This is a genomic window from Streptomyces sp. Y2F8-2, from assembly GCF_014905555.1.
Lineage (GTDB): Bacteria > Actinomycetota > Actinomycetes > Streptomycetales > Streptomycetaceae > Streptomyces > Streptomyces cynarae.
This window is the reverse complement of record NZ_BNGS01000008.1, coordinates 95,543-120,420: the sequence shown is the minus strand read 5'-3', so window position 1 is coordinate 120,420 and position 24,878 is coordinate 95,543. Positions and strand designations below refer to the sequence as shown.

Sequence of the window (24,878 nt, the reverse complement as noted above, 5' to 3'; positions counted from 1 at the left end):
CGTCGGGCGCCCACGCGGGGGCTCGGCGGGGCTCTTCCGTGAGGAGTAGCGTCCCCCTCATGTACGCGATCACGATTCCTGAACCCGGTGGGCCCGAGGCGCTGGTGTGGGCCGAGGTCCCCGATCCCGTACCCGCCGAGGGCGAAGTGCTGGTCGACGTGGTGGCCGGCGCCGTCAACCGGGCCGATCTCCTCCAGCGGCAGGGCTTCTACAACCCGCCGCCCGGGGCGTCCCCGTACCCCGGACTCGAGTGCTCCGGGCGGATCGCCGCGCTCGGCCCCGGCGTCTCCGGGTGGGCCGTCGGCGACGAGGTGTGCGCGCTGCTAGCGGGCGGCGGATACGCAGAGAAGGTGGCCGTGCCGGCCGGTCAGCTGCTGCCCGTGCCCGAGGGGCTGGATCTGCGGAACGCCGCCGCGCTGCCCGAGGTGACCTGCACGGTCTGGTCGAACGTGTTCATGGTCGCCCATCTGCGCCCGGGCGAGACGCTGCTCGTGCACGGCGGCTCCAGCGGCATCGGCACGATGGCGATCCAGCTGGCCAAGGCGGTGGGCGCGAGGGTCGCGGTCACGGCAGGCACGAAGGCGAAGCTGGACTACTGCGCCGAGCTGGGCGCGGACGTGCTGATCAACTACCGCGAACAGGACTTCGTGGAGGAGATCCGGCAGGCCACGGCGGGGGCGGGTGCCGACGTCATCCTCGACAACATGGGTGCGAAGTACCTGGACCGCAACGTTCAGGCGCTCGCGGTGAACGGGCGTCTCGCGATCATCGGTCTGCAGGGCGGGGTGAAGGGCGAGCTGAACATCAACACACTGCTGCGCAAGCAGGCGGCGATCACCGCGACCTCTCTGCGGGCGCGGCCGCTCGGGGAGAAGGCGGCGATCGTGGCGGCGGTGCGGGAGCACGTGTGGCCGCTGATCACCTCCGGGGACGTGCGCCCGATCGTCGACCGTGAGGTCCCGATGAGCGACGCGGCCGAAGCCCACCGGGTGCTCGAGGAGAGCGGGCACATCGGGAAGGTGCTGCTGGTGGCGCCGTAGGCGTGGTCGTCCGGGGGTGATGGGGGCACCGGTCGTGTGCAGTGGCGGTGGCCCCGGAGGTCATTCGCGACGCAGGCGCAGGGCGAGGAGGGCGAGCGCCAGGCCGAGGCCCAGGAGGACCAGGCCGCTGCCGAGGGGAAGGATCTGGGACCCGGGCTGCGAGGCGGTGGTCTCCCGGGCGGAGCCGGCGGCGCCGTGCGAGGGGCTGGGCGAGGCTTCCACGGGGGCGGCCGCGTCGTGGGACGGCTCGATGCCGGTGGTCGGGTCCGCGGTGTCGCGGTCTGCCGGGTCCGGTGTCCGCTCCGGTGGTGACGGCGGGTCCTGATCCGTGTAGGTCGGCTCGTCGTCCTCGTCCGGTGGTTCCGGATCCGGCCGCCCGGGCCGCACCCTCCCCTCGCCGGCCCAGTTGCCGGCCCGGGAGGAGTCGGGCGAGGGATCGGCGGAGTGCGGATCGTCGGCGGGGCGTCCGGAGGCGGGTGACCGCGCGGGGCCCTGGCGCCGGTGGGGGTGGTGGGGCCTGTCGTGGCGCTGCGGCGGGGCGTGTCTCTCCGGCCTGGCGTGGTCCTGCGGCTTGTCGTGGCTCCGCGGCTCGTCCTGGTCATGGGACCGGTCGCGGCCCTGGGGCCTCTCGGGTCCGGACTGGGCTGTGTAGGCGGGTGGGGCGGACGCGGTGGGCGCGGGGGTGGGCCCGCGCGTCGGTATCGCGGATGCCGTGTGCCGGGGGGCGGCAGTGTCGTCGGCGGCCGTGCCGGACGCCGGGGTCTTCGCTGCGGGAGCGTCGGCCGCCGTGCCGGACGCCGGGGTCTTCGCTGCGGGGGCGTCCGCCGGCCGGTCGGACCTGGCGGGGACGGCGGTGGCTGTGCGCCCGGGGGAGGCGGTGTGAGGCCGCGGCGCCGAGAGGGTGTGCGCGGCGGCGAATGCGCGGGGTGGCGGAGCCGAGAGGGTGTCCTCCGGGGCGGAGGCGCCGGTCGCCGGAGCCGAGACGGTGTGCGCGGTGTCCGTGAGCGGGGCTATGGACTCGTGGGCCGGATAGGCGATTCGGGTGACGTGCGTGCGGTGGAAGGGGTTCTTGGCCCCGGCCTGACGCACGGCCCCCGTGGTGTGCGAGGCGGCACGTATGCCGTGCGCGGGCCGGAGCCCCTCCGCGGACGCGAGGGCGCAGGCGGATATGCCGTACAGACCGCAGACGGCCGTGGTGGTGAGCACCGGTGGCAGGACGGCCACGCGGAGCGTGCGGAACCTGGACGGCGGGCGAGGCCATGGAGTCACGCGAGTGACCCCCTCCCGTACTCGGGCGGCAAGATCAACGGCACCAGCGTCACACGGACCCCGGTGTCCGGCATCTCGGCCGTACGCCCTGCGCCGTACGCCCTATGTCGCCCGTCGTGCCCCTGCAGCACTGACGCGAGGCACCGAGGCCGAACTGTCGGTTGTGGGGTGGATCACTCCCCGTACCGGGCAACCTGGCTGATGAGGTGTGTCGGTGCGAGAGAATGGCGGCATGGAGATGCCGAGGAACGAACGGTCGTCGGAGAACGCCCAGAAGATCTTGGTCGTGGGCCAGGACGGGATGGCTCTCGGCGGCACCGGAGACGACGACTCCCGCGAGGTCCCGGTGACCGAACAGGTGGAGCAGCCCGCGAAGGTCATGCGCATCGGCAGCATGATCAAGCAGCTGCTGGAGGAGGTGCGCGCGGCTCCTCTGGACGAGGCCAGCCGGCAGCGCCTGAAGGAGATCCACGCCAGCTCGGTGAAGGAGCTGGAGGACGGTCTCGCCCCCGAACTCGTCGAGGAGCTCGAGCGGCTCTCCCTGCCCTTCACGGACGAGGGGATCCCGAGCGACGCGGAACTGCGCATCGCACAGGCCCAGTTGGTGGGCTGGCTGGAGGGCCTCTTCCACGGGATCCAGACCACCCTGTTCGCCCAGCAGATGGCGGCACGCGCCCAGCTGGAACAGATGCGCCGCGCCCTTCCCCCGGGAGTGGGCTCCCCCGACGGCGAGGAGGACCGCCGCACCGGCGGCCGGTCGGGCGGCCCGTACCTGTGACGCCGACCTACCTGTGACGCCGACCGTGCGAGGGGCCCGGCACCGTGAGGGTGCCGGGCCCCTGCCGTCGCATCAGAAGCGGCTCACGCCGGGTCGCCCGTCGACACCGTGAGTTCGATCACGGGCATCTTCTTCGGGTTGGCGTCCGTACCGGCCGTCGGGGACTGGCTCATGACCGTGTCCTCGCCGTAGGTGTTCTCGTCCTCGTGCGTGATCTCGTACTTCCAGCCCGCTGCCTGGAAGCACGCCTCGACCGACGTGAGGTTCTTGAAGGAGAAGTCGGGCACCCGGATCTTCTTCGGATCGACGTAGGACGTCTCCGGCTCCGTGCACCTCGTCGTCTCGATCGTCTTCGTCGTGTCCGGGCCCCTGTGGCCCGCGACCACGGTCGGGGAAGTGCTCCCACCGCCGTCGCTCCCGTCGCCCTCGTTCCCGCTGCTGTTGTTGTGCAGCAACAGTGAGGTCAGCAGGCCGACTATCACGACCAGGGCGACCACGACGGAGCCGATGACCACGGCCTGGCTGCCCTTCTGACCGCCCGTGGCGGGCGTCTGCGGGGCGAGGTGGTACGGCGGCGGGGTCGCCGCGGACTGCTGCGGCGCGAACCCGGCGTTCTGCGGGGGCGTCCGGTAGCCGCCCTGCTGCGGGTAGCCGTAGGTGGGCGACGGGACCGGACCGCCGTACGGGCCGGGCTGGTACGGCGTCTGCACGGGCCCCACGGGGGGCGCCGCCGACTGGCCGACCGGCGGGAAGACCGCGGAGCTGACGCCGGCGCCACTCGGGGTCTGCGCGCCCGGCACGATGCTCGGCGCGGCCGCCGTGAGTGACGCGGCCACCCGCAGGCATTCGTCCCGCATCGCCTCGGCGTTCGGGAAGCGTTCGTTCGGGTTCTTCTTGAGCGCGCGGGCCACCAGTGCGTCCACCGCCGGCGGCAGTGAACGGTTGATCGAGGACGGAGCCACCGGCTCCTCCTGCACATGCGCGTACGCGATCGCGAGCGGTGAATCCGCCTCGAACGGCAGCCGACCGGTGACCAGTTGGAACAGCATGATGCCGACCGAGTACAGGTCGGACCGCGCGTCCACGGCCCGGCCGAGGGCCTGCTCCGGGGACAGGTACTGGGGGGTGCCGACCACCATGCCCGTCTGGGTCATCGAGGTGACGCCGGACTGCATGGCACGGGCGATGCCGAAGTCCATGACCTTGACGACGTTGCGCTTCGTCATCATCACATTGCCCGGCTTGATGTCCCGGTGGACCAGCCCCATCTCATGGCTGATCTCCAGGGCGGCCAGCACATCAGCGGTGATCTTCAGCGCCTTGTCGGCCGGCATCGCGCCGAACTGCCGGATGTCCGCGTCGAGGACCGAGCCGAGCGGCTTGCCCTCGATGTACTCCATGACGATGTACGGGGTCGTCGTCCCCGCCAGTTCGTCCTCGCCGGTGTCGAAGACCGAGACGATGTTCGTGTGCGTGAGTTTCGCCACGGCCTGCGCCTCGCGGCGGAAACGCTCCCGGAAGGCCTGCTCGCGTCCCAGTTCGGTGTGCAGTGTCTTGATCGCGACCTGGCGGTCGAGGACCGAGTCGTACGCCAGGTGCACCGAGGCCATACCGCCCTCGCCGAGCAAGTCGCGCAGCTGGTAGCGGCCGCCGGCGAGCGCGCGCCCCGCGTACCGGCCGTGTGCGCCGTCCTGGCTCATGTTCTGCGTCCCCCATCGGCGCGGCGGCAGCAGCTGCTGGTGCTCCCGCGGCCGTGATCGATATCCGTGTTGTCGACGATCGACAGCTACTGCTCCGTGATCGACTGGTCCATTCCCGGCCAAGTGTGCCCCAGGGCAAGGACACGTCAAGCTCGGTGCCCGTTCCGTGACCGTACGCGAAAGAAGCGTCGCGGAAGCGTTACAGGGGTTGTACGGCCGGTACACGGAATTTGCACGTGGGACCCGGTACAGGGTTGGATGGCCGGTCATCTCGAATCCATCTCGGACCGGTGCCTTGCGCGGAGCCTGTAGCGTGGCCCGTCGGAGACCGTAACAACCACCGCGCAGACCGCGGGCAGAAACGACGGCGAGGACCGATGGCACAGACGCAGCGCGCCCAGGGCCCGTCCGACCCCGAGGCGAGTGGCGGCGGGATGTCGGACGCGCCGGAAACCTGGGGCAACGGCGGACTTGTCGGGGACGGCCGGTACCGGCTGACCCGCAGGCTCGGCCGGGGCGGCATGGCCGAGGTGTTCGCGGCCGAGGACGTGCGCCTCGGCCGCACGGTCGCGGTCAAGCTGCTCCGTTCCGACCTCGCCGAGGACCCGGTCTCCAAGGCGCGTTTCACCCGCGAGGCCCAGTCGGTGGCCGGGCTCAACCACCACGCGATCGTCGCCGTGTACGACTCCGGCGAGGACGTCGTGGGCGGCCAGTCGGTGCCGTACATCGTGATGGAGCTGGTCGAGGGCCGTACGATCCGCGACCTGCTGCTCAACGCCGAGGCGCCCGGCCCCGAGCAGGCCCTGATCATCGTCTCGGGCGTCCTGGAGGCGCTCGCCTACTCCCACCAGCACGGCATCGTCCACCGCGACATCAAGCCGGCCAACGTCATCATCACCAACAACGGCGCCGTGAAGGTCATGGACTTCGGCATCGCGCGCGCCCTGCACGGGGCGTCCACGACGATGACGCAGACCGGCATGGTGATGGGCACCCCGCAGTACCTCTCCCCGGAGCAGGCGCTCGGCAAGGCCGTGGACCACCGCTCCGACCTGTACGCGACGGGCTGCCTGCTGTACGAACTGCTGGCCCTGCGGCCCCCCTTCGTGGGCGAGACGCCGCTGTCCGTGGTCTACCAGCATGTGCAGGACATCCCGGTGCCGCCCTCCCAGGTCTCGGAGGGGGCGTCGCCGCCGGAGCTGGACGGGCTCGTGATGCGCTCCCTCGCCAAGGAGCCGGACGACCGGTTCCAGACCGCCGAGGAGATGCGCGGGCTGGTCCAGTACGCGCTGCAGATGCTCTACGACCAGGGCGGCCACACCGGCACCTGGAACACCGGCCCGGTGAGCGTGCACGACGGCCGGCACACCCCGGCCGCGGGCCTCGCCGGCACGGCGGTGCTGCCGCATCCGGGCGAGTCGGGCACCGCGCAGATCCCGCAGTCGATCCTGCCCGCGGGGTACGGCGCCGGGGACGACGGCGGTTTCGAGGGACACGGCAACAAGGGCAGCGGGCGCGGCAAGCTGTGGGTCCTCGCGGTGCTGGCGGTCATCGCGATCGCGGCGGGCGTCGCGCTGGCGCTGCAGCACAAGGGGGACGGCGGCGGTACCGGGCCGACGACGTCGCCGACCGTCACGAAGTCGCAGGAGGAGAAGCAGTCCAGCCAGACGCCGACGGACGAGGAGACCGCCACCACTCCCGGCGACGACTCGGACACGAGCGGCGATTCGAACTGGACGCCCTCGTACCGGCCGTCGCAGAGCTACAGCCAGGAGCCGCCGGTCGAGCCCTCGGCGACGCCGTCGCAGACGAGCGAGCAGCCGACCGAGTCGGCACCTTCTCAGCAGCAGCCGTCCTCCACGCCCACGGACGGCGGGGGCAACGGCTCCACCCCTCCGGCCGGCTCGTCGAACGGCGGCGGCGACGGCTCGGGCGGGACCCAGGGGCCCTGACGCCCCGCGGTGAAGCGTCCTCCACGCGCGCGTGGCCCGGAGACGGGCTCCACGCGCGCGTGGCTTTTTCGGCCGCGCCGAGGTCGTGCCCCAACGCTTGTTCCAGGTTCGTGCCCCAACGCTTGTAACAGGTCGTGCCCCAACGCTTCTAACAGGTCGTGCTCCACCCGTTACCAGGTGCGTGCCACGATCATGTCCCCCGGTCGTGCTCACGGGGCGGACCCGCGTACGACACCTGTGTCACTCCAGATGACGTCTTCCCGTGCTCCGGGCGGGCGGGATAACGTGCCGTTGTTCCGGCCCCCTGCAAGGCTGTGACCAGCACCTGTTCCCGACTGACTCGATTTACTTGGATTTCCAAGCAAAATCCCAGGTCAGGAGGGGTTTCACAGAAATGTGGCGCGCTGGGTAACGTGCCCCTTGCAGGGTGCTCGCCGGGGCACCTTCCACGTCTGTTCGGACGAGCCGCACCCACCCCGTGCGTCCGTGCGTTGCAGGCGGAGCCGCTCCCACCGGCCCGAACGGGCCGAGGGGAACCCAGGCACCCGGCGAACCCGGGGGCCGGACCGACGGAGGAGCACACGTGACCGTGGAGAGCACTGCCGCGCGCAAGCCGCGACGCAGCGCCGGAAGCAAGGCCGGCACCACCGGCACCAAGCGCACCACCAGCAACACGCCCAAGAAGGGCAGCGACCCCGACCTCGTCCAGTTGCTGACGCCCGAGGGCACGCGGGTCGCGAACCCCGAGTACGACCGGTACGTCGAGGACGTCACGCCGCAGCAGCTGCGCGGGCTGTACCGGGACATGGTGCTGACCCGCCGCTTCGACGCCGAGGCCACGTCCCTGCAGCGCCAGGGCGAGCTGGGCCTGTGGGCCTCGCTGCTCGGCCAGGAGGCCGCCCAGATCGGCTCCGGCCGGGCCCTGCGCGACGACGACTACGTCTTCCCGACCTACCGTGAGCACGGCGTCGCCTGGTGCCGCGGCGTGGACCCGACCAACCTGCTCGGCATGTTCCGCGGTGTGAACAACGGCGGCTGGGACCCGAACAGCAACAACTTCCACCTCTACACGATCGTCATCGGCTCGCAGACGCTGCACGCGACCGGCTACGCCATGGGCGTGGCCAAGGACGGCGCCGACTCGGCCGTGATCGCGTACTTCGGTGACGGTGCCTCCAGCCAGGGCGACGTGGCGGAGTCGTTCACGTTCGCGGCGGTCTACAACGCCCCGGTGGTGTTCTTCTGCCAGAACAACCAGTGGGCGATCTCCGAGCCCACCGAGAAGCAGACCCGGGTGCCCCTGTACCAGCGTGCGCAGGGTTTCGGCTTCCCCGGGGTGCGGGTGGACGGCAACGACGTGCTGGGCTGCCTCGCGGTGACCAAGTGGGCGCTGGAGCGGGCGCGCAACGGCGAGGGCCCGACCCTGGTGGAGGCGTTCACCTACCGCATGGGTGCCCACACCACCTCCGACGACCCGACCCGCTACCGCCTGGACGACGAGCGGGCCGCCTGGGAGGCGAAGGACCCGATCGCCCGCCTGCGCGCCTACCTCGAGGCGTCAAACCACGCGGACGAGGGATTCTTCGCGGAACTCGAGGCGGAGAGCGAGACGTTGGGAAGGCGGGTGCGTGAAGCGGTCCGTGCCATGCCGGACCCGGACCACTTCGCCATCTTCGAGCACGCGTACGCGGACGGGCATGCGCTCGTCGACGAGGAGCGGGCCCAGTTCGCCGCCTATCAGGCGTCGTTCGCGGACGTAGAAGGGGGACGGTGACATGGCCGAGAAGATGGCGATCGCCAAGGCGATCAACGAGTCGCTGCGCAAGGCCCTGGAGTCGGACCCCAAGGTCCTGGTGATGGGCGAGGACGTCGGCAAGCTCGGCGGTGTCTTCCGTGTGACGGACGGCCTGCAGAAGGACTTCGGCGAGGAGCGGGTGATCGACACCCCGCTCGCGGAGTCGGGCATCGTCGGCACGGCGATCGGTCTCGCGCTGCGCGGGTACCGGCCGGTGGCGGAGATCCAGTTCGACGGGTTCGTCTTCCCGGCCTACGACCAGATCGTCACCCAGCTGGCGAAGATGCACGCCCGCTCGCTGGGCAAGGTCAAGCTGCCGGTCGTCATCCGCATCCCCTACGGCGGCGGCATCGGGGCGGTGGAGCACCACAGCGAGTCCCCGGAGGCGCTGTTCGCGCACGTGGCGGGCCTGAAGGTCGTCTCTCCGTCCAGCGCCTCCGACGCGTACTGGATGATGCAGCAGGCGATCCAGAGCGACGACCCGGTGATCTTCTTCGAGCCGAAGCGGCGCTACTGGGACAAGTCCGAGGTCAACACGGAGGCGATCCCGGGTCCGCTGCACAAGGCGCGCGTGGTGCGCGAGGGCACGGACCTGACCCTGGCCGCCTACGGCCCGATGGTGAAGGTGTGCCAGGAGGCCGCCGCGGCCGCGCAGGAGGAGGGCAGGTCGCTGGAGGTGCTGGACCTCCGGTCGGTCTCCCCGCTCGACTTCGACTCCGTCCAGACGTCGGTGGAGAAGACCCGCCGTCTGGTCGTGGTGCACGAGGCGCCGGTGTTCTTCGGTTCGGGCGCGGAGATCGCCGCTCGCATCACGGAGCGGTGCTTCTACCACCTGGAGGCGCCCGTGCTGCGGGTCGGCGGCTACCACGCGCCGTATCCGCCTGCGCGGCTGGAGGAGGAGTACCTGCCGGGCCTTGACCGGGTGCTGGACGCCGTCGACCGCGCCCTGGCGTACTGAGGAGAGGGTCGTGACGACGATGACTGACGCGTCCGTGCGCGAGTTCAAGATGCCCGACGTGGGCGAGGGGCTCACCGAGGCCGAGATCCTCAAGTGGTACGTCCAGCCGGGTGACACGGTCACCGACGGGCAGGTCGTGTGCGAGGTGGAGACGGCGAAGGCGGCCGTGGAGCTGCCGATCCCGTACGACGGGGTGGTCCGCGAGCTGCACTTCCCCGAGGGCACCACGGTGGACGTCGGCACGCCGATCATCGCGGTGGACGTGACGGGGGGCGCCCCCGCCGAGGAGGCGCAGGCGCCCGTCGAGAAGGCGGTGGAGGAGAAGCCCGAGGCGAAGGAGACCCGGCAGGAGGGCCGCAAGCCGGTCCTCGTCGGTTACGGCGTCGCCGAGTCCTCCACCCGGCGCCGCCCCCGCAAGGCGCCCGCGGCGGCGGCCGAGGAGACCGTCTCCGTTGTCCAGGGCGACCTGAACGGGCACGGCAGGCAGGCCCGTCCGCTGGCGAAGCCGCCGGTGCGCAAGCTGGCGAAGGACCTGGGCGTCGACCTGGCGACGGTACGGCCGTCGGGCCCGGACGGGATCATCACGCGCGAGGACGTGCAGGCGGCGGTGGTCTCCGCACCGGTCCAGGAGACCCCTGCGGCCCCGGCGGCCCCGGTCGCGCCCGCTCCCGTCGTGGCGCCGGCGCCGCCGGTGACGTACGACGGCGGGCGGGAGACCCGTATCCCGGTCAAGGGCGTCCGCAAGGCCACCGCGCAGGCGATGGTCGGTTCGGCGTTCACCGCCCCGCACGTCACGGAGTTCGTGACCGTCGACGTCACCCGCACGATGAAGCTGGTCGAGGAGCTCAAGCAGGACAGGGACTTCGAGGGTCTGCGTGTCAATCCCCTGCTGCTGATCGCCAAGGCCCTGCTGGTCGCGATCAAGCGGAACCCGGACATCAACGCGTCCTGGGACGAGGCCAACCAGGAGATCGTGCGCAAGCACTACGTGAACCTGGGCATCGCCGCGGCCACCCCGCGCGGTCTGATCGTGCCGAACATCAAGGACGCGCACGACAAGACACTCCCCCAACTGGCCGAGGCCCTGGGTGAGCTGGTGGCCACGGCCCGGGAGGGCAGGACGAGTCCCGCGGCGATGCAGGGCGGCACGGTCACGATCACGAACGTGGGCGTCTTCGGCGTCGACACCGGCACACCGATCCTCAACCCGGGCGAGTCCGCGATCCTCGCGGTCGGCGCGATCAAGCTCCAGCCGTGGGTCCACAAGGGCAAGGTCAAGCCCCGCCAGGTCACCACCCTGGCCCTGAGCTTCGACCACCGCCTGGTCGACGGCGAACTGGGCTCGAAGGTCCTCGCGGACGTGGCCGCGATCCTGGAACAGCCGAAGCGGCTGATCACCTGGGCGTAGCGCAGGACGACATGCCTATGGCGAAGGGGGTCTGCCGCTGACCGGCAGCGGCAGACCCCCTCGGCGTGTGGCGGGTGTCAGCCGAGCTTGGCGAAGCCGTAGTTCAGCAGCTTCGTGGCGTCGGCGGCACGCTGGTTGATCGACGACGAGGCGAGGACCGTGCCGATGACCGTCTTGCCGTTGCGGGTGGCGGCGAAGACGAGGCAGTACTTGGCCTCGGGGCCGGAGCCGGTCTTCACGCCGATCGCGCCGCTGTAGCTGCTGAGCAGCGTGTTGGTGTTGGTCCACGGCGCCATGGTGCGGACGGTGCCGGACTTGGTGATGGTCTTCGCCGTGTACGACTTGGTCTTCACGATCGTGCGGAACGTGGAGTTCTTCATCGCGCTGCTCGCGATCTTCGTCAGATCGCGCGGCGTCGAGTAGTTGTTGCCGTTGCCGATGCCGTCGAACGAGTCGAAGTGCGTGTTCTTCAGGCCGAGGCTCGTGGCGGCGCTGTTCATCTTGCCGATGAACGACTTCACGCGCGCCGCACGCGTCGTGCCGGAACCGAACTTGTCGGCGAGCGCGTAGGCCGCGTCACAGCCGGAGGGCAGCATCAGCCCGTACAGCAGCTGACGGACGGTGACCTTGTCGCCGACGATCAGGTGCGCCTGGGAGGCGTTGTTGGCGACCACGTAGTCGCTGTACGCCTTCTGGATCGTCACCTTGGCGTCGAGGTTGAGGTTCGGCTGTGCGAGCACCACCTTCGCGGTCATGATCTTGGTGGTGGAGCCGGTGGAACGCCTGGTGTCCGCGGCCTTCGTGTACAGCGTCCCGCCGTTCGCGTTGTTCATCACGTAGCCGCCCGCGGCCACGATCGAGGGCGTGGTGACGGCCTGAGCGGGCACCGCGGTGAGGGCTCCGGTGGTGAGCACGGCTCCGGTGGTGACCACTGCCGCGACTGCCCTGCGAACTCGCGTGCCCTTAATGCCGGTAATCAAAGTTGAACGCTCCGATTGCGTCTCTGATGCCTCTGAATGCATCCAAATGCCCCTGGGGTGCGGCCAGATGACGCGGCCGCCTTCTCGTGAGACTCGTAGGTAGCACAAAAGGATGTGCGGTTGCCCGGGTGAAATCCGGGACTCGTGTGCCGAGTCCACATGGTGGACGCCCATCGGCATGCGTACGTGTTGTATCTATGATGTGCTCATGCCTGCAGCACCGTCCGTCGCCCGCGTCCCCGAGAAGATGCCCCTCAAACAACCCCCCGCCGCCGACCGTGTCTACACGCACGTCAAACAGGGTGTCCTGGAGCGCCGTTACCAGGGCGGGACGCTGCTGACCGAAGGTGAGCTGGCCGAGGAGGTCGGCGTCTCGCGGACGCCGGTGCGCGAGGCGCTGTTGCGGCTGGAGGTCGAAGGGCTGATCAAGCTCTACCCGAAGAAGGGTGCTCTCGTCCTCGCCGTCTCCGCCCAGGAGATCGCGGATGTGATCGAGACGCGCCAGCTCGTCGAGGAACACGCGGCCCGCAAGGCCGTCCCCGCCCCGCCGGGGCTGATCGAACGGCTCGAGGAACTGCTCGCCCGCCAGAAGGAGCAGGCCGCCGCCGGTGACCTGGCCGGTGCGGCGCTCACCGACCGCACCTTCCACGCCGAGATCGTGCGCAACGGCGGCAACGAGATCCTCTCCCGCCTGTACGACCAACTCCGCGACCGTCAGTTGCGGATGGGCGTCGCCGTCATGCACTCGCACCCCGACCGCATCGCCAAGACCCTCACCGAACACGAGGAGATCCTTCAGGCGCTGCGGTCAGGCGACGCCGAGGCGGCCGTGGACATCGTGCACCGGCACGTCAGCTGGTTCTCCCACCTGGCGCGGGGTGAGGTGCGATGAGGTCGGGGTCGGTGGGCTCCCGCTCCGTGTCCCTGCCCGGTGATCCGCCGGGCGGCCGGCGTGCCGTCGCCGTGTGGGCCATCGGCGTCTCGGTCTACTTCGTCGCCGTCATCTTCCGTACGTCGCTGGGCGTGGCCGGACTGGACGCGGCGGACCGCTTCCATGTGAACGCGTCCGCCCTGTCCACCTTCTCGATCCTCCAGCTGCTCGTGTACGCGGGCATGCAGATACCCGTCGGCCTGCTCGTGGACCGGCTCGGCACCAAGAAGGTGCTGGCCCTCGGGGTCGTCCTGTTCACGGCCGGTCAGCTGGGGTTCGCGTTCTCCCCGTCGTACGGGACGGCGCTGGCCTCGCGCGCGCTGCTGGGCTGCGGCGACGCCATGACGTTCATCAGCGTGCTGCGGCTCGGCACGCGCTGGTTCCCGGCCCGCCGCAGTCCGCTGGTCGCGCAGCTCGCCGGTCTGGTGGGCATGGCCGGCAACCTGGTCTCCACGCTCGTGCTCGCGCGGCTGCTGCACGGAGTGGGCTGGACGGCGGCGTTCGGCGGCAGCGCGGTCGCCGGGGTGGTCGTCCTCGTCCTGCTGCTGCTCTTCCTGAAGGATCACCCGGAGGGGTACGAGCCGGAGCCGTTCCCGCACCGCGGGTCGGCGTACGTGCGACGGCAGATCGTGGCGTCGTGGAAGGAGCCCGGGACGCGGCTCGGCATGTGGGTGCACTTCACGACGCAGTTCCCGGCGATGGTGTTCCTGCTCTTGTGGGGCCTGCCGTTCCTGGTGCAGGCGCAGGGCCTGTCCCGGGCCACGGCCGGTGAGCTCCTCACGCTCGTGGTGGTGTCGAACATGCTGGTCGGACTGGTGTACGGCCAGATCGTCGCCCGGCACCACGCGGCGCGGCTGCCGCTGGCCCTCGGCACGGTCGGGGCGACGGCGGCGGTGTGGGCGGCCACGCTCGGCTACCCGGCCGCGCATGTGCCGATGTGGCTGCTGGTCGTGCTGTGCACGGTGCTCGGGGCGTGCGGTCCGGCCTCGATGATCGGCTTCGACTTTGCTCGGCCGGCGAATCCGCCGGAGCGTCAGGGGACGGCGTCCGGGATCACCAACATGGGCGGTTTCGTCGCCTCCATGACGACGCTGCTGGCGATCGGGGTGCTGCTGGACGCGACGGGCGACGACTACACCGTGGCGTTCTGCGCCGTGTTCGTGCTCCAGGCGGTGGGGCTCAGCCAGATACTGCGGCTCCGGAAGCGAGCGGCGCGCAGGGAGCGGGAGCGGCTCGTCGCCAGCCGGGTGGAGACGGTGCACGTCCCTGCGTGAGGGCGCGCCCGGTGTGCCGGCTAGAGCGGACGACGCGGGGGCGCCAGACCCAGGACCCGGTCCTTCAGCGCCGGGAACTGCTCCCTCGTCGCCGCCACCCTCGCCGGGTCGAACTCCACCGTGAGGATCTCCTCCTCCGCGCCCGCCTCGGCGAGGACCTCTCCCCACGGATCCACCACGATCGAGTGACCCGCCTGCGGAACTCCCGCATGCGTTCCGGCCGTTCCACAGGCAAGGACGTACGCCTGGTTCTCGACCGCCCGCGCCTGGGCCAGCAGCGTCCAGTGGGACCGGCGGCGCTCCGGCCAGCCTGCCGGGAGCACGAGCGTCTCGGCGCCCGCGTCCACGAGCGACCGGAACAGCTCGGGGAAGCGGAGGTCGTAACAGGTGGCCACGCCGACGGTCGTCCCCGGCAGCCGCACCGTCACCGGCTCGGTCCCCGCACCCATCAGCACGGCCTCGCCCTTGTCGAAGCCGAAGCGGTGGATCTTGCGGTAGGACGCGGCCAGTTCACCGGAGGGGGAGAAGATGAGGGACGTGTTGTAGAGGGCGCCCTCGGGGGCGCGCTCGGGGATCGAGCCGGCGTGCAGCCACACGCCCGCGTCGGCCGCAGCCTTCGCCATCGCCTCGTGGGTCGGTCCCTGAAGCGGCTCGGCCTCGGTGCCGAACCGCTCGTAGGCGAACGCCCCGGTGGTCCACAGCTCGGGCAGCACCACGAGGTCGACTCCGGCTTGATCTCGTACCAGCGAGGCGGCTCTCCGCCTACGCGAATCGACCGATTCGTCCTCGTTCACCCGCATCTGGATCAGGGAGGCGCGCACAGTACCACCGTCCTGGTAATCGAGCCTTCTCAACGGGCCTACGATCGTCACACCAAAGCACTGCCGGGGTGCCTCGCAGCAGCGTAACTTAACGTCCCAAGACATCCGCTGACAGCCACCTCCCGCAGTACAGCCACCGACAGAGCCGTCGACCAACGACCGTGCACCGACCGCCCGAGGGGTCCCGTTCCGTGAGTCTGCATCCCACTCTCCAGCCCTACGCCGATGCCTGGACCCACTCCGTCGAAGCGATATCCGAGCTGGTGCAGCCGCTCGTGGAGGGCGAGTGGAACCGGCGCACACCGTGCCCCGCCTGGTCGGTGCGTGACGTGGTCTCGCACGTCATCGGCATGGACTGCGAGATGCTCGGCGATCCGCGCCCCATCCACACGCTCCCGCGCGACCTGTTCCACGTCACCAACGACCACCAGCGCTACATGGAGATGCAGGTCGACGTCCGGCGCCACCACACGGCCCCGGAGATGACCTCCGAGCTGGAGTACACGATCATCCGCCGCAACCGCCAGCTGCGGAACGAGTCGCGGGATCCGGGCACCAAGGTACGCGGCCCGCTCGGCATCGAGCAGACCCTCGAAGAGGCCATGCGGTACCGCGCGTTCGACATCTGGGTGCACGAGCAGGACCTGCGCACGGCGCTCGGCCGACCGGGGAACCTCGACTCCCCGGGCGCCTACATCACCCGGGACGAGCTGCTGGCCGCCCTGCCGGAGGTGGTCACCAAGGGCGCGGGCGCGCCGCCCGGCTCGGCGGTCGTCATCGACGTGCACGGCCCCGTGGAGTTCCTGCGCACGGTCCGGGTGGACGCGGAGGGGCGCGGCTCGATCGACGGCACGCCCTCGCTGGGCCCGGCGGTGACGCTGACGCTCGACTGGGAGACGTACGTCCGCCTGGCCTGCGGTCGGGTGAGCGCGGACGCCGTGGCCGACCGCATCAAGGCGGAGGGCGACCCGGAGCTGACGGCGGCGATCCTGCGCTCGTTCGCGGTGACGAAGTAGGGGACGCGGACGGACCCTCGAGCGTCCTCCTGGCGCCCCTCGGGGCCGGCTCAGTCCTCCTCCCGCTCCTTGTCCGCCAGGTGGATCACGCATACGGCCACCGCGATCAGCAGTGCCGGGTCCGCGTCCTCGCGCACGATGTCGACGCCGTACGTCTCGCGGACGTGCAGCCAGCGGCGGGAGATCTGGGCGAGCAGTTCGCCGTCGTACTCGACGGCGAACTCGCGGTCGAGGATCTTGCCGCTGACGTCGAGTTCCGTGCCGTCCGCCAGCGAGACGCGGTAGTGGTTGCGCAGCAGGGAAAGGCGCTTGCGCTTGATCGTGGCCAGCCGCTCGCCATCGCGCTCGATGATCATCGTGTCGCGCAGGGCGAACATCTTCTGGTGGATGTCGATCAGGACGCGCCCCTGCGGGTCCTTCAGCTCGAAGGTGTCCCTCAGCCGCATCGCCTTGCCGTCGACCAGGAAGACCTTGGTGCCGTGCTGGTCCTCGATCCAGTAGTCCTCGCCGATGCCGAGGAGCCGGTCGCGTACAAAAAGTCTCATACGGTCAGAGCTTCCCCCGGGGCGGGCCCGAAACGCCGCCGGTAGGCCGACGGACTGAGCCCGGTCTCAGCCCGGAGCCGGGCCCGCAGGTTGGCGGCCGTGCCGAGGCCGCTGCGCGCGGCGACCACGTCCAGCCGCTCCTCCCCGCGCTCGATCAGCCGGCAGGCCAGGGCTACTCGCTCCCCCGTCAGCCAAACCAGTGGTGTGGTGCCGAGCTGGGCGCGGAAGCGGCGGTGCAGGGTGGCGGGGCTGACCGCGGCGCGGGCCGCGAGGTCGCCGACGGTGAGCGGTTCGTCCAGTCGCTCCTGGGCCCAGGCCAGCACCGGGGCCAGCGACTCGTCCGGTATGTCCGGCACGGGCCGCTCCACGAACTGCCGCTGTCCCCCGTCGCGGTGCGCGGCGAAGACCAGCCGGCGGGAGACCGCGTTCGCGATCTCGGCGCCGTGGTCGCGGCGTACCACATGCAGGCCGAGATCGAGTGCGGAAGCGCTGCCGGAGGCGGTCAGGATGTCGCCATCGTCCACGAACAGTACGTCCGGTTCCAGCCTGACCCGGGGAAACCGCGCCCGGAAGGAATCCGCCCACATCCAGTGGCAGGCCGCTCGCCGGCCGTCCAGCAGCCCGGCCTCCGCGATGGTGAACGCGCCGGAGCAGAAGCCGACCAACCGTGCGCCCCGCTCATGCGCCCGACGTACTGCGTCCAGGACCTTCGGGGAGCGCGGGGTGTCGGTGTCGGGCCTGTTCGGCACGATCAGGGTGTCCGCATCGTCCGCTGCCTCGAGCCCGGCGACGTCGGTGAGCGTGAAGAAGCCGTCCCGCATCCGGATCCTGGGCCCGACGGCGCACAACCGGAAGTCGTACAGCTCACGGCCGAGTTCCGGCCGCGGTAGGCCGAACACCTCGATGGCGCAGCTCATCTCGAAGGGGTTGGAGTTCTCGTCCACGACGAGCACGACCCGGTGCGGGCGCGACGCCTGAGAGGATCCTTGCGACATATGCGATTTCTAGCACTCGTACGGCGGCAGGTCACCCCGCACGATGACGGCATGGAACCCGACGCACCCATCTCCCTCACCGCGGCCCTCGCCTCCTTCGCCGAACTGTGGAGCCCGCGCATCGTCACCACCGTCAACGACTACGACGTCCGCGTCGCGAAGGTCGAGGGCGAGCACGTGTGGCACACGCACGACCACACCGACGAGTTCTTCCTCGTCCTCGACGGTGAACTGCACATCGCGCTGCGTGAGCCGGCCGGCGAACGCACGGTCACCCTTGCCAGGGGCTCGGTCTTCACGGTTCCGCGGGGCACGGAGCACAAGCCGTCCGCGCCCGCCGGGGCATCGATCCTCATGTTCGAACCCACCGGCACGATGACGGTCGGTGACCGGCACGAAGAGGTCCCCGACCACGTGGACGCGACGACCGGGCACGCCCTGGCCTGAGCCCGCCCCGTCCCGGGCATCCGCCGCCCGCGACATGGACGAGTCCCCCGCAAGCGCGGCGGGGGACTCGTGGACGGCCGTGAGGGACCGCGCAGGGGGAACCGGTCTACCGGTAGCCCTCCCGCCTGTCCTGCTCGTCGAGCTCGTCCTCGTCCCAGGAGGAGCGCCGGTCCTCGCGGTCACGCCGCGTGCCGGACCTGTCCAGGTCCTGGTCCGAGAGGTCGGAGCCGCTCATGTCGGGGTCGCGGCGCTTCCGGTCGCGGATCTCCTCGCCGCTCGTCTCACCGCGCTCGCGGTCGCGGTTCGGGCGGCGCATCTGGTCGTCGATGTCACGAGGCATGGAACTGCTCCCTTGCACTGACCCCCCTGTGTAGGACGAGCATCTCTCCGTCACGCCATGTGCGCATCCCGTAGGAGAGCTTGTACGCACAGTCACCGAGTTGTCCACAGGCCCCGCGGCATGACGAAGCCGGATGGCACTCTTGACCCATGAACGACTCCACTTCGCGTCGCGTCCGTGTCCGTGCCCCCGAGCTGATCGGCAAGGGCGGCTGGCTGAACACGGGCGGAGAGCAGTACAGCCTCGCCGACCTGCGAGGACGCATCGTCATCCTCGACTTCTGGACGTTCTGCTGCATCAACTGCCTGCACGTCCTGGACGAGCTGCGCGAGCTGGAGGAGAAGCACCGCGACACCGTGGTGATCATCGGCGTGCACTCTCCGAAGTTCGTCCACGAGGCGGAGCACCAGGCGGTGGTGGACGCGGTGGAGCGGTACGGGGTGGAGCACCCGGTCCTCGACGACCCCGAGCTCGCCACCTGGAAGCAGTACGCCGTCCGGGCCTGGCCCACGCTGGTCGTCATCGACCCCGAGGGGTACGTGGTCGCCCAGCACGCGGGTGAGGGTCACGCCCATGCGATCGCCCGGCTCGTCGAGGAACTGGAGGAGGAGCACGCGGCCAAGGGCACGCTGCGCCGGGGCGACGGCCCGTACGTGGCACCGGAGCCCGAGCCCACGACCCTCCGCTTCCCCGGCAAGGCGCTCCTGCTGCCGTCCGGCTCCTTTCTGGTCAGCGACACCACCCGGCACCAGCTGGTGGAGCTGGCGGCGGACGGGGAGACGGTGCTGCGGCGCATCGGTTCCGGCGTACGGGGCTTCGCGGACGGCCCGGCTCGGGCGGCGAGCTTCAGTGAGCCGCAGGGCCTGGCGCTGCTCGATGAGGCAACGGTGGTCGTCGCGGACACCGTGAACCACGCCCTGCGCCGACTGGACCTGGCGACCGGTGAGGTCGGCACGCTGGCGGGCACCGGCAAGCAGTGGTGGCAGGGCTCGCCGACGTCGGGGCCGGCCCGGGAGGTGGACCTCTCCTCGCCGTGGGACGTGGCGGTCTTCGGCGGCCGGGTGTGGATCGCCATGGCGGGCGTGCACCAGCTGTGGACGTACGGCCCCGCCACGGCGACGGTCGCGGTGGCGGCCGGCACCACGAACGAGGGGCTGGTGGACGGTCCGGGCGCCGAGGCCTGGTTCGCGCAGCCGTCGGGACTCGCGGTGTCGCCCGACGGGGAGCGGTTGTGGCTGGCGGACTCCGAGACGAGCGCCCTGCGCTGGGTGGACCGGGACGGCGCGGTGCACACGGCGGTCGGGACGGGGCTGTTCGACTTCGGGCACCGGGACGGCGCGGCTGAGCAGGCACTTCTCCAGCACCCGCTGGGGGTGACGGCGCTGCCGGACGGCTCGGTGGCGGTCAGCGACACCTACAACCACGCGCTGCGGCGTTACGACCCGGCGACGGGTGAGGTGAGCACGCTGGCGACGGATCTGCGGGAGCCGTCGGACGCGGTACTCGTCGGCGAGGACATCGTGGTGGTGGAGTCGGCCCGGCACCGGCTGACGCGGCTGCGGCTGCCGGAGGAGGCGGTGCAGGTCGCCGCGGTCGCGCACCGTACGCAGCGCGCGGCGACCGAGGTGACGCCCGGGAGGCTCCGACTCGACGTGATCTTCCAGGCCCCGGCGGGCCAGAAGCTGGACACGCGCTACGGACCGTCGACGCGCCTGCTGGTCTCCTCGACCCCGCCGGAGCTGCTGCTGAAGGGCGAGGGCGCCGACACGGACCTCGCGCGCGAGCTGGAGCTGAACCCGGCGATATCCGAGGGCGTCCTGCACGTCTCGGCGATGGCGGCGTCCTGCGACGACGACCCGGCCAACGAATACCCGGCGTGCCATGTCCACCAGCAGGACTGGGGCGTCCCGGTCCGCCTCACCGAGGGCGGGACGGACCGGCTGCCGCTGGTCCTGGCGGGGCTGGACGACGACCGGTAGACGGAGCCGCCCGGGCGTCCCCCGGACGGGGGATTCCCGGCACCTGAGCGTCCCCGGGCCCGAGCGTCCCCGGGCCCGAGCGTCCCCGGGCCCGAGCGTCCCCGGGCGCGGGCGGCCGCGCCCGGGAACGGGGATGGCATCGGTGGGCGGGTGTCAGCGGCGGCGCGGGCGCGGCGCCGGCTTGAACAGGGCCACCCCGGCCGCCACCAGGGTGGTGGCCGCCACCATCAGCGCCATGCTGTTCATCCACAGGCCGGTGGCGGTTGTCCGTTGTCGTCCCTTGGTCGCCGCATCGTCCCTTGAGTGCCGTACGCGGGCCAGGGCCGTACACGCCTTCTCACTTGGCTTACAGCCAGTACGGCCGGTACAGCGGTACAGCGACGGCGGTTACAGCCCTTACGGCCCTTGGCCCTCAGGGCAGTTGTTGCCCTTACACGCCGTACCCATCGGTGTAGCCGTCGCCGCGGTGGTGCCGGTTCTCCTCCACGACGGTCGTCGGGGGCGGCACGACGACCCGCCTGCGGCGGTAGATGCCGCTGAAGGTGGTCACTCCTATCAGCCCGACGATCATGAGTATGACGCCGACCAAGTGGATGTTGACGCCTTGCATGTGCCAGTCGGTCGCAAACGCGAGGATGGCCCCCACGGCGATCAGGATGATGCATCCACCCAGGCCCATGAGTCCTGCCCTCCCTGTGGGTCCGGTCCTTCCGGCCCCGAACCCGAGTACCCGGGACATCCGTGGACATGCCGGGACGATCGGCGGGCGGGCGGGAGTGTCAGCCCTCCAGAAACGCCGTCAGGGCGTTGGCCAGGAGATACGGGTCCTTCGCGCCGCACAGTTCGCGGGCGCTGTGCATCGACAGGATCGCCGCGCCGATGTCCACCGTCTTGATGCCGTGGCGGGCGGCGGTGATGGGGCCGATGGTGGTGCCGCAGGGCATGGCGTTGTTCGAGACGAAGGTCTGGAAGGGCACGTCCGCCTTCTCGCAGGCCGCGGCGAACAGGGCGCGCCCCGAACCATCGGTGGCGTAGCGGTTGTTGACGTTCACCTTGAGGATCGGTCCGCCGTTCGCGCGCGGGTGGTGCGTCGGGTCGTGCCGCTCCGCGTAGTTGGGGTGGACGGCGTGCCCGGTGTCCGAGGACAGGCACACCGTGCCGGCGAAGGCCCGCGCCCGGTCCTCGTAGGAGCCGCCCCGGGCGAACACCGAGCGTTCCAGGACCGACCCGAGCAGCGGGCCGTCGGCGCCGGTGTCCGACTGCGAGCCGTTCTCCTCGTGGTCGAAGGCCGCGAGCACCGGGATGGACGACAGGGCGGCGTCGGAGCCGGCGACGGCCGCGAGCGCCGCGGTGCCCGCGTGCACGGACAGCAGGTTGTCCATGCGCGGACCCGCCACCAGCTCCTTGTCGCGGCCCAGGTAGGCCGGCGGCTCCACCGAGTGGGTCATCAGGTCCCAGCCGGTCACGTCACCGGCGGCCAGCCCCAGCTCCTGCTCCAGGAACGCGATCAGGTCGCCGTCACGCACGTCGTCGCCCAGGCCCCAGATGGGCTGGAGGTGGCGCTGCTTGTCCAGCTTCAGGCCCTCGCTGGAGACCGAGCGGTCCAGGTGGATGGCCAGCTGCGGCACGCGCAGCAGCGGTCTGTCGATGTTCACCAGGCGCGTCGAACCGTCGCGCAGGGACAGCCGGCCGGCCAGGCCGAGGTCCCGGTCGAGCCAGGAGTTGAGCAGGGGGCCGCCGTAGATCTCCACCGCGATCTGCCGCCAGCCGTGCGCGCCGCTGTCCGGCCGCGGCTTGACCCGCAGGTTGGGCGAGTCGGTGTGTGCGCCGACGATCCGGAACGGGGTGTGCGGATCGGCGCCCTCGGGGACGTACCAGGCGATGATCGCGCCGCCGCGCAGCACATACCGGCCGCCGGACGTGCCGTCCCAGGCGTCCGTCTCCGAGACCTGCCGGAAGCCGGCCTTCTCCAGTCGTTCGGCGGCGCCTGCCACGGCGTGGTACGGCGACGGGCAGGCCGCAAGGAAGGACATGAGGTCGTCGGTGTGGCCGCGGTCGAAGCGCGCACTTGTGCTCATGGGTTCACCTTAACGACGGAGGAGGGCCCGCTCCCGGTGATGGGGAACGGGCCCTCGTAAGGGGTATGTGGAAGTGGTCCTAGAACGCGGCCTCGTCCAGCTCCATGAGGTCCAGGTCCACGCCCTCGGCGATCTTGCGGGCCAGGGTCACGCCCGGCAGGACGTTGGCCGCGAAGAACTTCGCCGCCGCGATCTTGCCCTGGTAGAACGCCTTGTCCTTGTTCGACGCGTTCGGCAGCTTCTCGGCGGCGACCGCGGCGCCCTTCAGCAGCAGGTAGCCGACGACGACGTCACCGGAGGCCATCAGCAGGCGGGTGGTGTTCAGGCCCACCTTGTAGATGTTCTTGACGTCCTGCTCGGTGGCCGCGAGGTCGGTCAGCATCAGGCCGACGATGGCCTCGAGCTCCACGGCCGCCTTGGCGAGGTGGTCGCGGGCCCCGGCCAGCTCCTCGCCGCCCTCGCCCACCGCCAGGAACTTCTTGATCTCCTCGGCGAGGGAGTTCAGCGCGGCGCCCTGGTTGCGGACGATCTTCCGGAAGAAGAAGTCCTGGCCCTGGATCGCGGTGGTGCCCTCGTACAGGGTGTCGATCTTGGCGTCGCGGATGTACTGCTCGATCGGGTACTCCTGCAGGAAGCCGGAGCCGCCGAAGGTCTGCAGCGACTGGGCGAGCTGCTCGTAGCCCTTCTCGGAGCCGTAGCCCTTCACGATCGGCAGGAGCAGGTCGTTCAGCGCGTGCTCCGTCGACGCGTCCTCGCCGTTCGCCTCCTTGACCGCGATCGCGTCCTGGACGGAGGCGGTGTACATCACCAGCGCCCGCATGCCCTCCGCGTACGCCTTCTGCGTCATCAGCGAACGGCGCACGTCCGGGTGGTGGGTGATGGTGACCTTGGGCGCGGTCTTGTCCATGAAGTTCGCCAGGTCGGGTCCCTGGACGCGCTCCTTGGCGTACTCCAGCGCGTTCAGGTAGCCGGTGGACAGCGTGGAGATCGCCTTCGTGCCGACCATCATGCGGGCGAACTCGATGATGCGGAACATCTGGCGGATGCCGTCGTGCTTGTCGCCGATCAGCCAGCCCTTGGCGGGGTGCTTGTCGCCGAACGTCATCTCGCAGGTGTTGGAGGCCTTCAGGCCCATCTTGTGCTCGACGTTCGTGGCGTACACGCCGTTGCGCTCGCCCAGCTCGCCGGTCTCGAAGTCGAACAGGTACTTCGGGACGAGGAACAGGGACAGGCCCTTGGTGCCGGGGCCGGCGCCCTCGGGGCGGGCGAGGACGTAGTGGAGGATGTTCTCCTCCATGTCGTGCTCACCGGAGGTGATGAAGCGCTTCACGCCCTCGATGTGCCAGGAGCCGTCCTCCTGCTGGACGGCCTTGGTGCGCCCGGCGCCCACGTCCGAGCCGGCGTCCGGCTCGGTGAGCACCATCGTGGAGCCCCAGCGCTTCTCGACGGCTATCTTCGCGATCTCCTTCTGGACCTCGGTGCCCTCCTCGAAGAGGATGCGCGCGAACGCCGGGCCGGAGGAGTACATCCAGATCGCCGGGTTCGAGCCGAGGATCAGCTCCGCGTAGGCCCAGATCAGGGACGGCGGGGCGGTGGTGCCGCCGATCTCCTCGGGCAGGCCGAGGCGCCAGTACTCGGAGTCCATGAAGGCCTGGTAGCTCTTCTTGAAGGACGCCGGGACCGGAGCGGTGTTGGTCTCCGGGTCGAAGACGGGCGGGTTGCGGTCGGCGTCCGCGAAGGACTCCGCCAGCTCGTTCTCCGAAAGGCGGGTCAGCTCCTCGAGGATGCTCTTGGCGGTCTCGGTGTCCATCTCCGCGAACGGGCCGGTGCCGTACAGCTTGTCGCGCCCGAGCACCTCGAAGAGGTTGAACTCGATGTCGCGGAGATTCGACTTGTAGTGCCCCATGGCGACGGCTCCGTAGAGGGATCGGCGAGGCACTGTCTCCTCGCAACTGGTTCATCTACCAACAAGTAGCTCCGATGATGCTACCCGTCGGTAATAAGAAGCAACCCCTCATGGCCCAGATGTGGCCCACTACTCTTTGGGGCATGTACGGCTACCAGAACGCGGGCGCTCAGCAGAGTTACGCCTCGGAGCAGATGCCCGGGCAGCAGATGCCGGGTGGGCAGATGCCCGGCGGGTACGGCCAGCAGCCGCCGCTGTACCCCGAGCCGTCGCCGCCGTCGCTCGCGGACGCCGTCCGTGCCTTCACCACCGGGTCGATGTCCGCGGAGGACTTCCAGCAGATCTTCGCCACGTCCAAGGTGTACTGCCCGCGCGGCGACAACCCCGGCTTCCTGGCGCTGCACAACACCCAGCAGCCGGTGATCCCGATGTTCACCTCGCTCAAGGAGCTGCGGCGGTACGCGGGCAAGGAGTCGAAGTACTTCGTGATCACCGGCGCGGAGGTGATCGACCTGCTCCCGACCGGCTACGGCTTCGTCCTGGACATGGAGGGCGAGCACCGGATGGTGTTCGATGCGAAGGCCGTCGAGCAGATGGTCGAGTTCGCCATGCGCCGGATGTATGGCTAGACGCCCGTGCTGCGCGGACGGCCGGGTGCCGTCCTGA

General features: G+C 70.5%; 22 protein-coding genes. 12 read left to right on the top strand and 10 right to left on the bottom strand.

All coding sequences use genetic code 11. From position 1 onward, the window contains the following. Positions 1-59 precede the first annotated feature (59 nt). A complete protein-coding gene (locus SY2F82_RS26035; protein ID WP_200421587.1) occupies positions 60-1,040 on the top strand; it encodes an NAD(P)H-quinone oxidoreductase in 981 nt (326 codons plus the stop codon). Positions 1,041-1,100: 60 nt separating this feature from the next. Here SY2F82_RS26035 and SY2F82_RS26030 read toward each other — a convergent pair whose 3' ends face one another. Then, positions 1,101-2,309: a hypothetical protein gene (locus SY2F82_RS26030; protein ID WP_200421586.1), complete on the bottom strand. Its 1,209-nt coding sequence runs from the start codon at positions 2,307-2,309 to the stop codon at positions 1,101-1,103. A gap of 232 nt (positions 2,310-2,541) precedes the next feature. On the opposite strand from SY2F82_RS26030, the gene SY2F82_RS26025 reads away from it, so the two are divergent. Beyond that, positions 2,542-3,087, top strand: coding sequence for a bacterial proteasome activator family protein (locus SY2F82_RS26025; RefSeq protein WP_200421585.1), 546 nt, complete (start codon positions 2,542-2,544; stop codon positions 3,085-3,087). 83 nt (positions 3,088-3,170) lie between these two features. Here SY2F82_RS26025 and SY2F82_RS26020 read toward each other — a convergent pair whose 3' ends face one another. Then, a complete protein-coding gene (locus SY2F82_RS26020; RefSeq protein ID WP_200421584.1) occupies positions 3,171-4,787 on the bottom strand; it encodes a protein kinase in 1,617 nt (538 codons plus the stop codon). Positions 4,788-5,164: 377 nt separating this feature from the next. Between SY2F82_RS26020 and SY2F82_RS26015 the strand changes: the two genes are divergently transcribed. The 4 genes from SY2F82_RS26015 to SY2F82_RS26000 all read left to right on the top strand — a co-directional run bounded on the left by SY2F82_RS26015 (position 5,165) and on the right by SY2F82_RS26000 (position 10,900). Then, on the top strand, positions 5,165-6,739 hold the full coding sequence (locus SY2F82_RS26015; protein ID WP_200421583.1) for a protein kinase: 1,575 nt from the start codon (positions 5,165-5,167) through the stop codon (positions 6,737-6,739). A 583-nt stretch (positions 6,740-7,322) separates the two neighbouring features. Further along, positions 7,323-8,513 carry a pyruvate dehydrogenase (acetyl-transferring) E1 component subunit alpha gene (pdhA, locus tag SY2F82_RS26010; protein WP_200421582.1) on the top strand — a complete coding sequence of 397 codons (1,191 nt, stop codon included), beginning with the start codon at positions 7,323-7,325 and terminating at the stop codon, positions 8,511-8,513. A gap of 1 nt (position 8,514) precedes the next feature. Next, on the top strand, positions 8,515-9,492 hold the full coding sequence (locus SY2F82_RS26005) for an alpha-ketoacid dehydrogenase subunit beta (RefSeq protein WP_200421581.1): 978 nt from the start codon (positions 8,515-8,517) through the stop codon (positions 9,490-9,492). A gap of 10 nt (positions 9,493-9,502) precedes the next feature. Beyond that, positions 9,503-10,900, top strand: a complete 1,398-nt coding sequence (locus SY2F82_RS26000) for a dihydrolipoamide acetyltransferase family protein (protein ID WP_200421580.1) — start codon at positions 9,503-9,505, stop codon at positions 10,898-10,900. A gap of 77 nt (positions 10,901-10,977) precedes the next feature. Here the strand turns inward: SY2F82_RS26000 and SY2F82_RS25995 are convergent, their stop codons facing one another. Beyond that, entirely contained in the window at positions 10,978-11,880 is a 903-nt protein-coding gene (locus SY2F82_RS25995) for a D-alanyl-D-alanine carboxypeptidase family protein (protein ID WP_236041790.1), read from the bottom strand. A 208-nt stretch (positions 11,881-12,088) separates the two neighbouring features. On the opposite strand from SY2F82_RS25995, the gene SY2F82_RS25990 reads away from it, so the two are divergent. After that, the gene (locus SY2F82_RS25990; RefSeq protein WP_200421578.1) at positions 12,089-12,772 is read left to right on the top strand and encodes a GntR family transcriptional regulator; all 684 of its coding nucleotides are present in this window, start codon (positions 12,089-12,091) and stop codon (positions 12,770-12,772) included. Beyond that, positions 12,769-14,085: a nitrate/nitrite transporter gene (locus SY2F82_RS25985; RefSeq protein ID WP_200421577.1), complete on the top strand. Its 1,317-nt coding sequence runs from the start codon at positions 12,769-12,771 to the stop codon at positions 14,083-14,085. The genes SY2F82_RS25990 and SY2F82_RS25985 overlap by 4 nt, the downstream gene beginning before the upstream one ends. Before the next feature lie 20 nt (positions 14,086-14,105). On the opposite strand, the gene SY2F82_RS25980 is transcribed toward SY2F82_RS25985, so the two are convergent. Then, complete coding sequence (locus tag SY2F82_RS25980; RefSeq protein ID WP_200421818.1) at positions 14,106-14,906, bottom strand: carbon-nitrogen family hydrolase; 801 nt, start codon at positions 14,904-14,906, stop codon at positions 14,106-14,108. A gap of 191 nt (positions 14,907-15,097) precedes the next feature. Between SY2F82_RS25980 and SY2F82_RS25975 the strand changes: the two genes are divergently transcribed. Further along, positions 15,098-15,922, top strand: coding sequence for a maleylpyruvate isomerase family mycothiol-dependent enzyme (locus SY2F82_RS25975; RefSeq protein WP_200421576.1), 825 nt, complete (start codon positions 15,098-15,100; stop codon positions 15,920-15,922). A 50-nt stretch (positions 15,923-15,972) separates the two neighbouring features. Here SY2F82_RS25975 and SY2F82_RS25970 read toward each other — a convergent pair whose 3' ends face one another. Then, positions 15,973-16,467 carry an LURP-one-related/scramblase family protein gene (locus tag SY2F82_RS25970; RefSeq protein WP_200421575.1) on the bottom strand — a complete coding sequence of 165 codons (495 nt, stop codon included), beginning with the start codon at positions 16,465-16,467 and terminating at the stop codon, positions 15,973-15,975. Continuing rightward, entirely contained in the window at positions 16,464-17,462 is a 999-nt protein-coding gene (locus SY2F82_RS25965; RefSeq protein ID WP_200421574.1) for a GlxA family transcriptional regulator, read from the bottom strand. The genes SY2F82_RS25970 and SY2F82_RS25965 overlap by 4 nt, the downstream gene beginning before the upstream one ends. A gap of 51 nt (positions 17,463-17,513) precedes the next feature. On the opposite strand from SY2F82_RS25965, the gene SY2F82_RS25960 reads away from it, so the two are divergent. Then, positions 17,514-17,909, top strand: coding sequence for a cupin domain-containing protein (locus SY2F82_RS25960; protein WP_236041789.1), 396 nt, complete (start codon positions 17,514-17,516; stop codon positions 17,907-17,909). 106 nt (positions 17,910-18,015) lie between these two features. Here SY2F82_RS25960 and SY2F82_RS25955 read toward each other — a convergent pair whose 3' ends face one another. Then, positions 18,016-18,249, bottom strand: coding sequence for a hypothetical protein (locus SY2F82_RS25955; RefSeq protein WP_200421572.1), 234 nt, complete (start codon positions 18,247-18,249; stop codon positions 18,016-18,018). 149 nt (positions 18,250-18,398) lie between these two features. Between SY2F82_RS25955 and SY2F82_RS25950 the strand changes: the two genes are divergently transcribed. After that, positions 18,399-20,228 (top strand): thioredoxin-like domain-containing protein, encoded by a 1,830-nt coding sequence (locus tag SY2F82_RS25950; protein ID WP_200421571.1) that lies wholly within the window; start codon positions 18,399-18,401, stop codon positions 20,226-20,228. Positions 20,229-20,658: 430 nt separating this feature from the next. Here the strand turns inward: SY2F82_RS25950 and SY2F82_RS25945 are convergent, their stop codons facing one another. The 3 genes from SY2F82_RS25945 to SY2F82_RS25935 form a co-directional block, all read right to left on the bottom strand. Next, positions 20,659-20,907, bottom strand: a complete 249-nt coding sequence (locus SY2F82_RS25945; RefSeq protein ID WP_103839426.1) for a DUF6458 family protein — start codon at positions 20,905-20,907, stop codon at positions 20,659-20,661. Positions 20,908-21,007: 100 nt separating this feature from the next. Then, positions 21,008-22,306 (bottom strand): M18 family aminopeptidase, encoded by a 1,299-nt coding sequence (locus SY2F82_RS25940; protein ID WP_200421570.1) that lies wholly within the window; start codon positions 22,304-22,306, stop codon positions 21,008-21,010. Between the two features lie 79 nt (positions 22,307-22,385). Beyond that, a complete protein-coding gene (locus tag SY2F82_RS25935) occupies positions 22,386-24,212 on the bottom strand; it encodes an acyl-CoA dehydrogenase (protein ID WP_200421817.1) in 1,827 nt (608 codons plus the stop codon). A gap of 143 nt (positions 24,213-24,355) precedes the next feature. Here SY2F82_RS25935 and SY2F82_RS25930 point away from each other — a divergent pair, with 143 nt between their 5' ends. After that, a complete protein-coding gene (locus tag SY2F82_RS25930; protein WP_103839423.1) occupies positions 24,356-24,841 on the top strand; it encodes an SseB family protein in 486 nt (161 codons plus the stop codon). Positions 24,842-24,878: the final 37 nt, after the last annotated feature.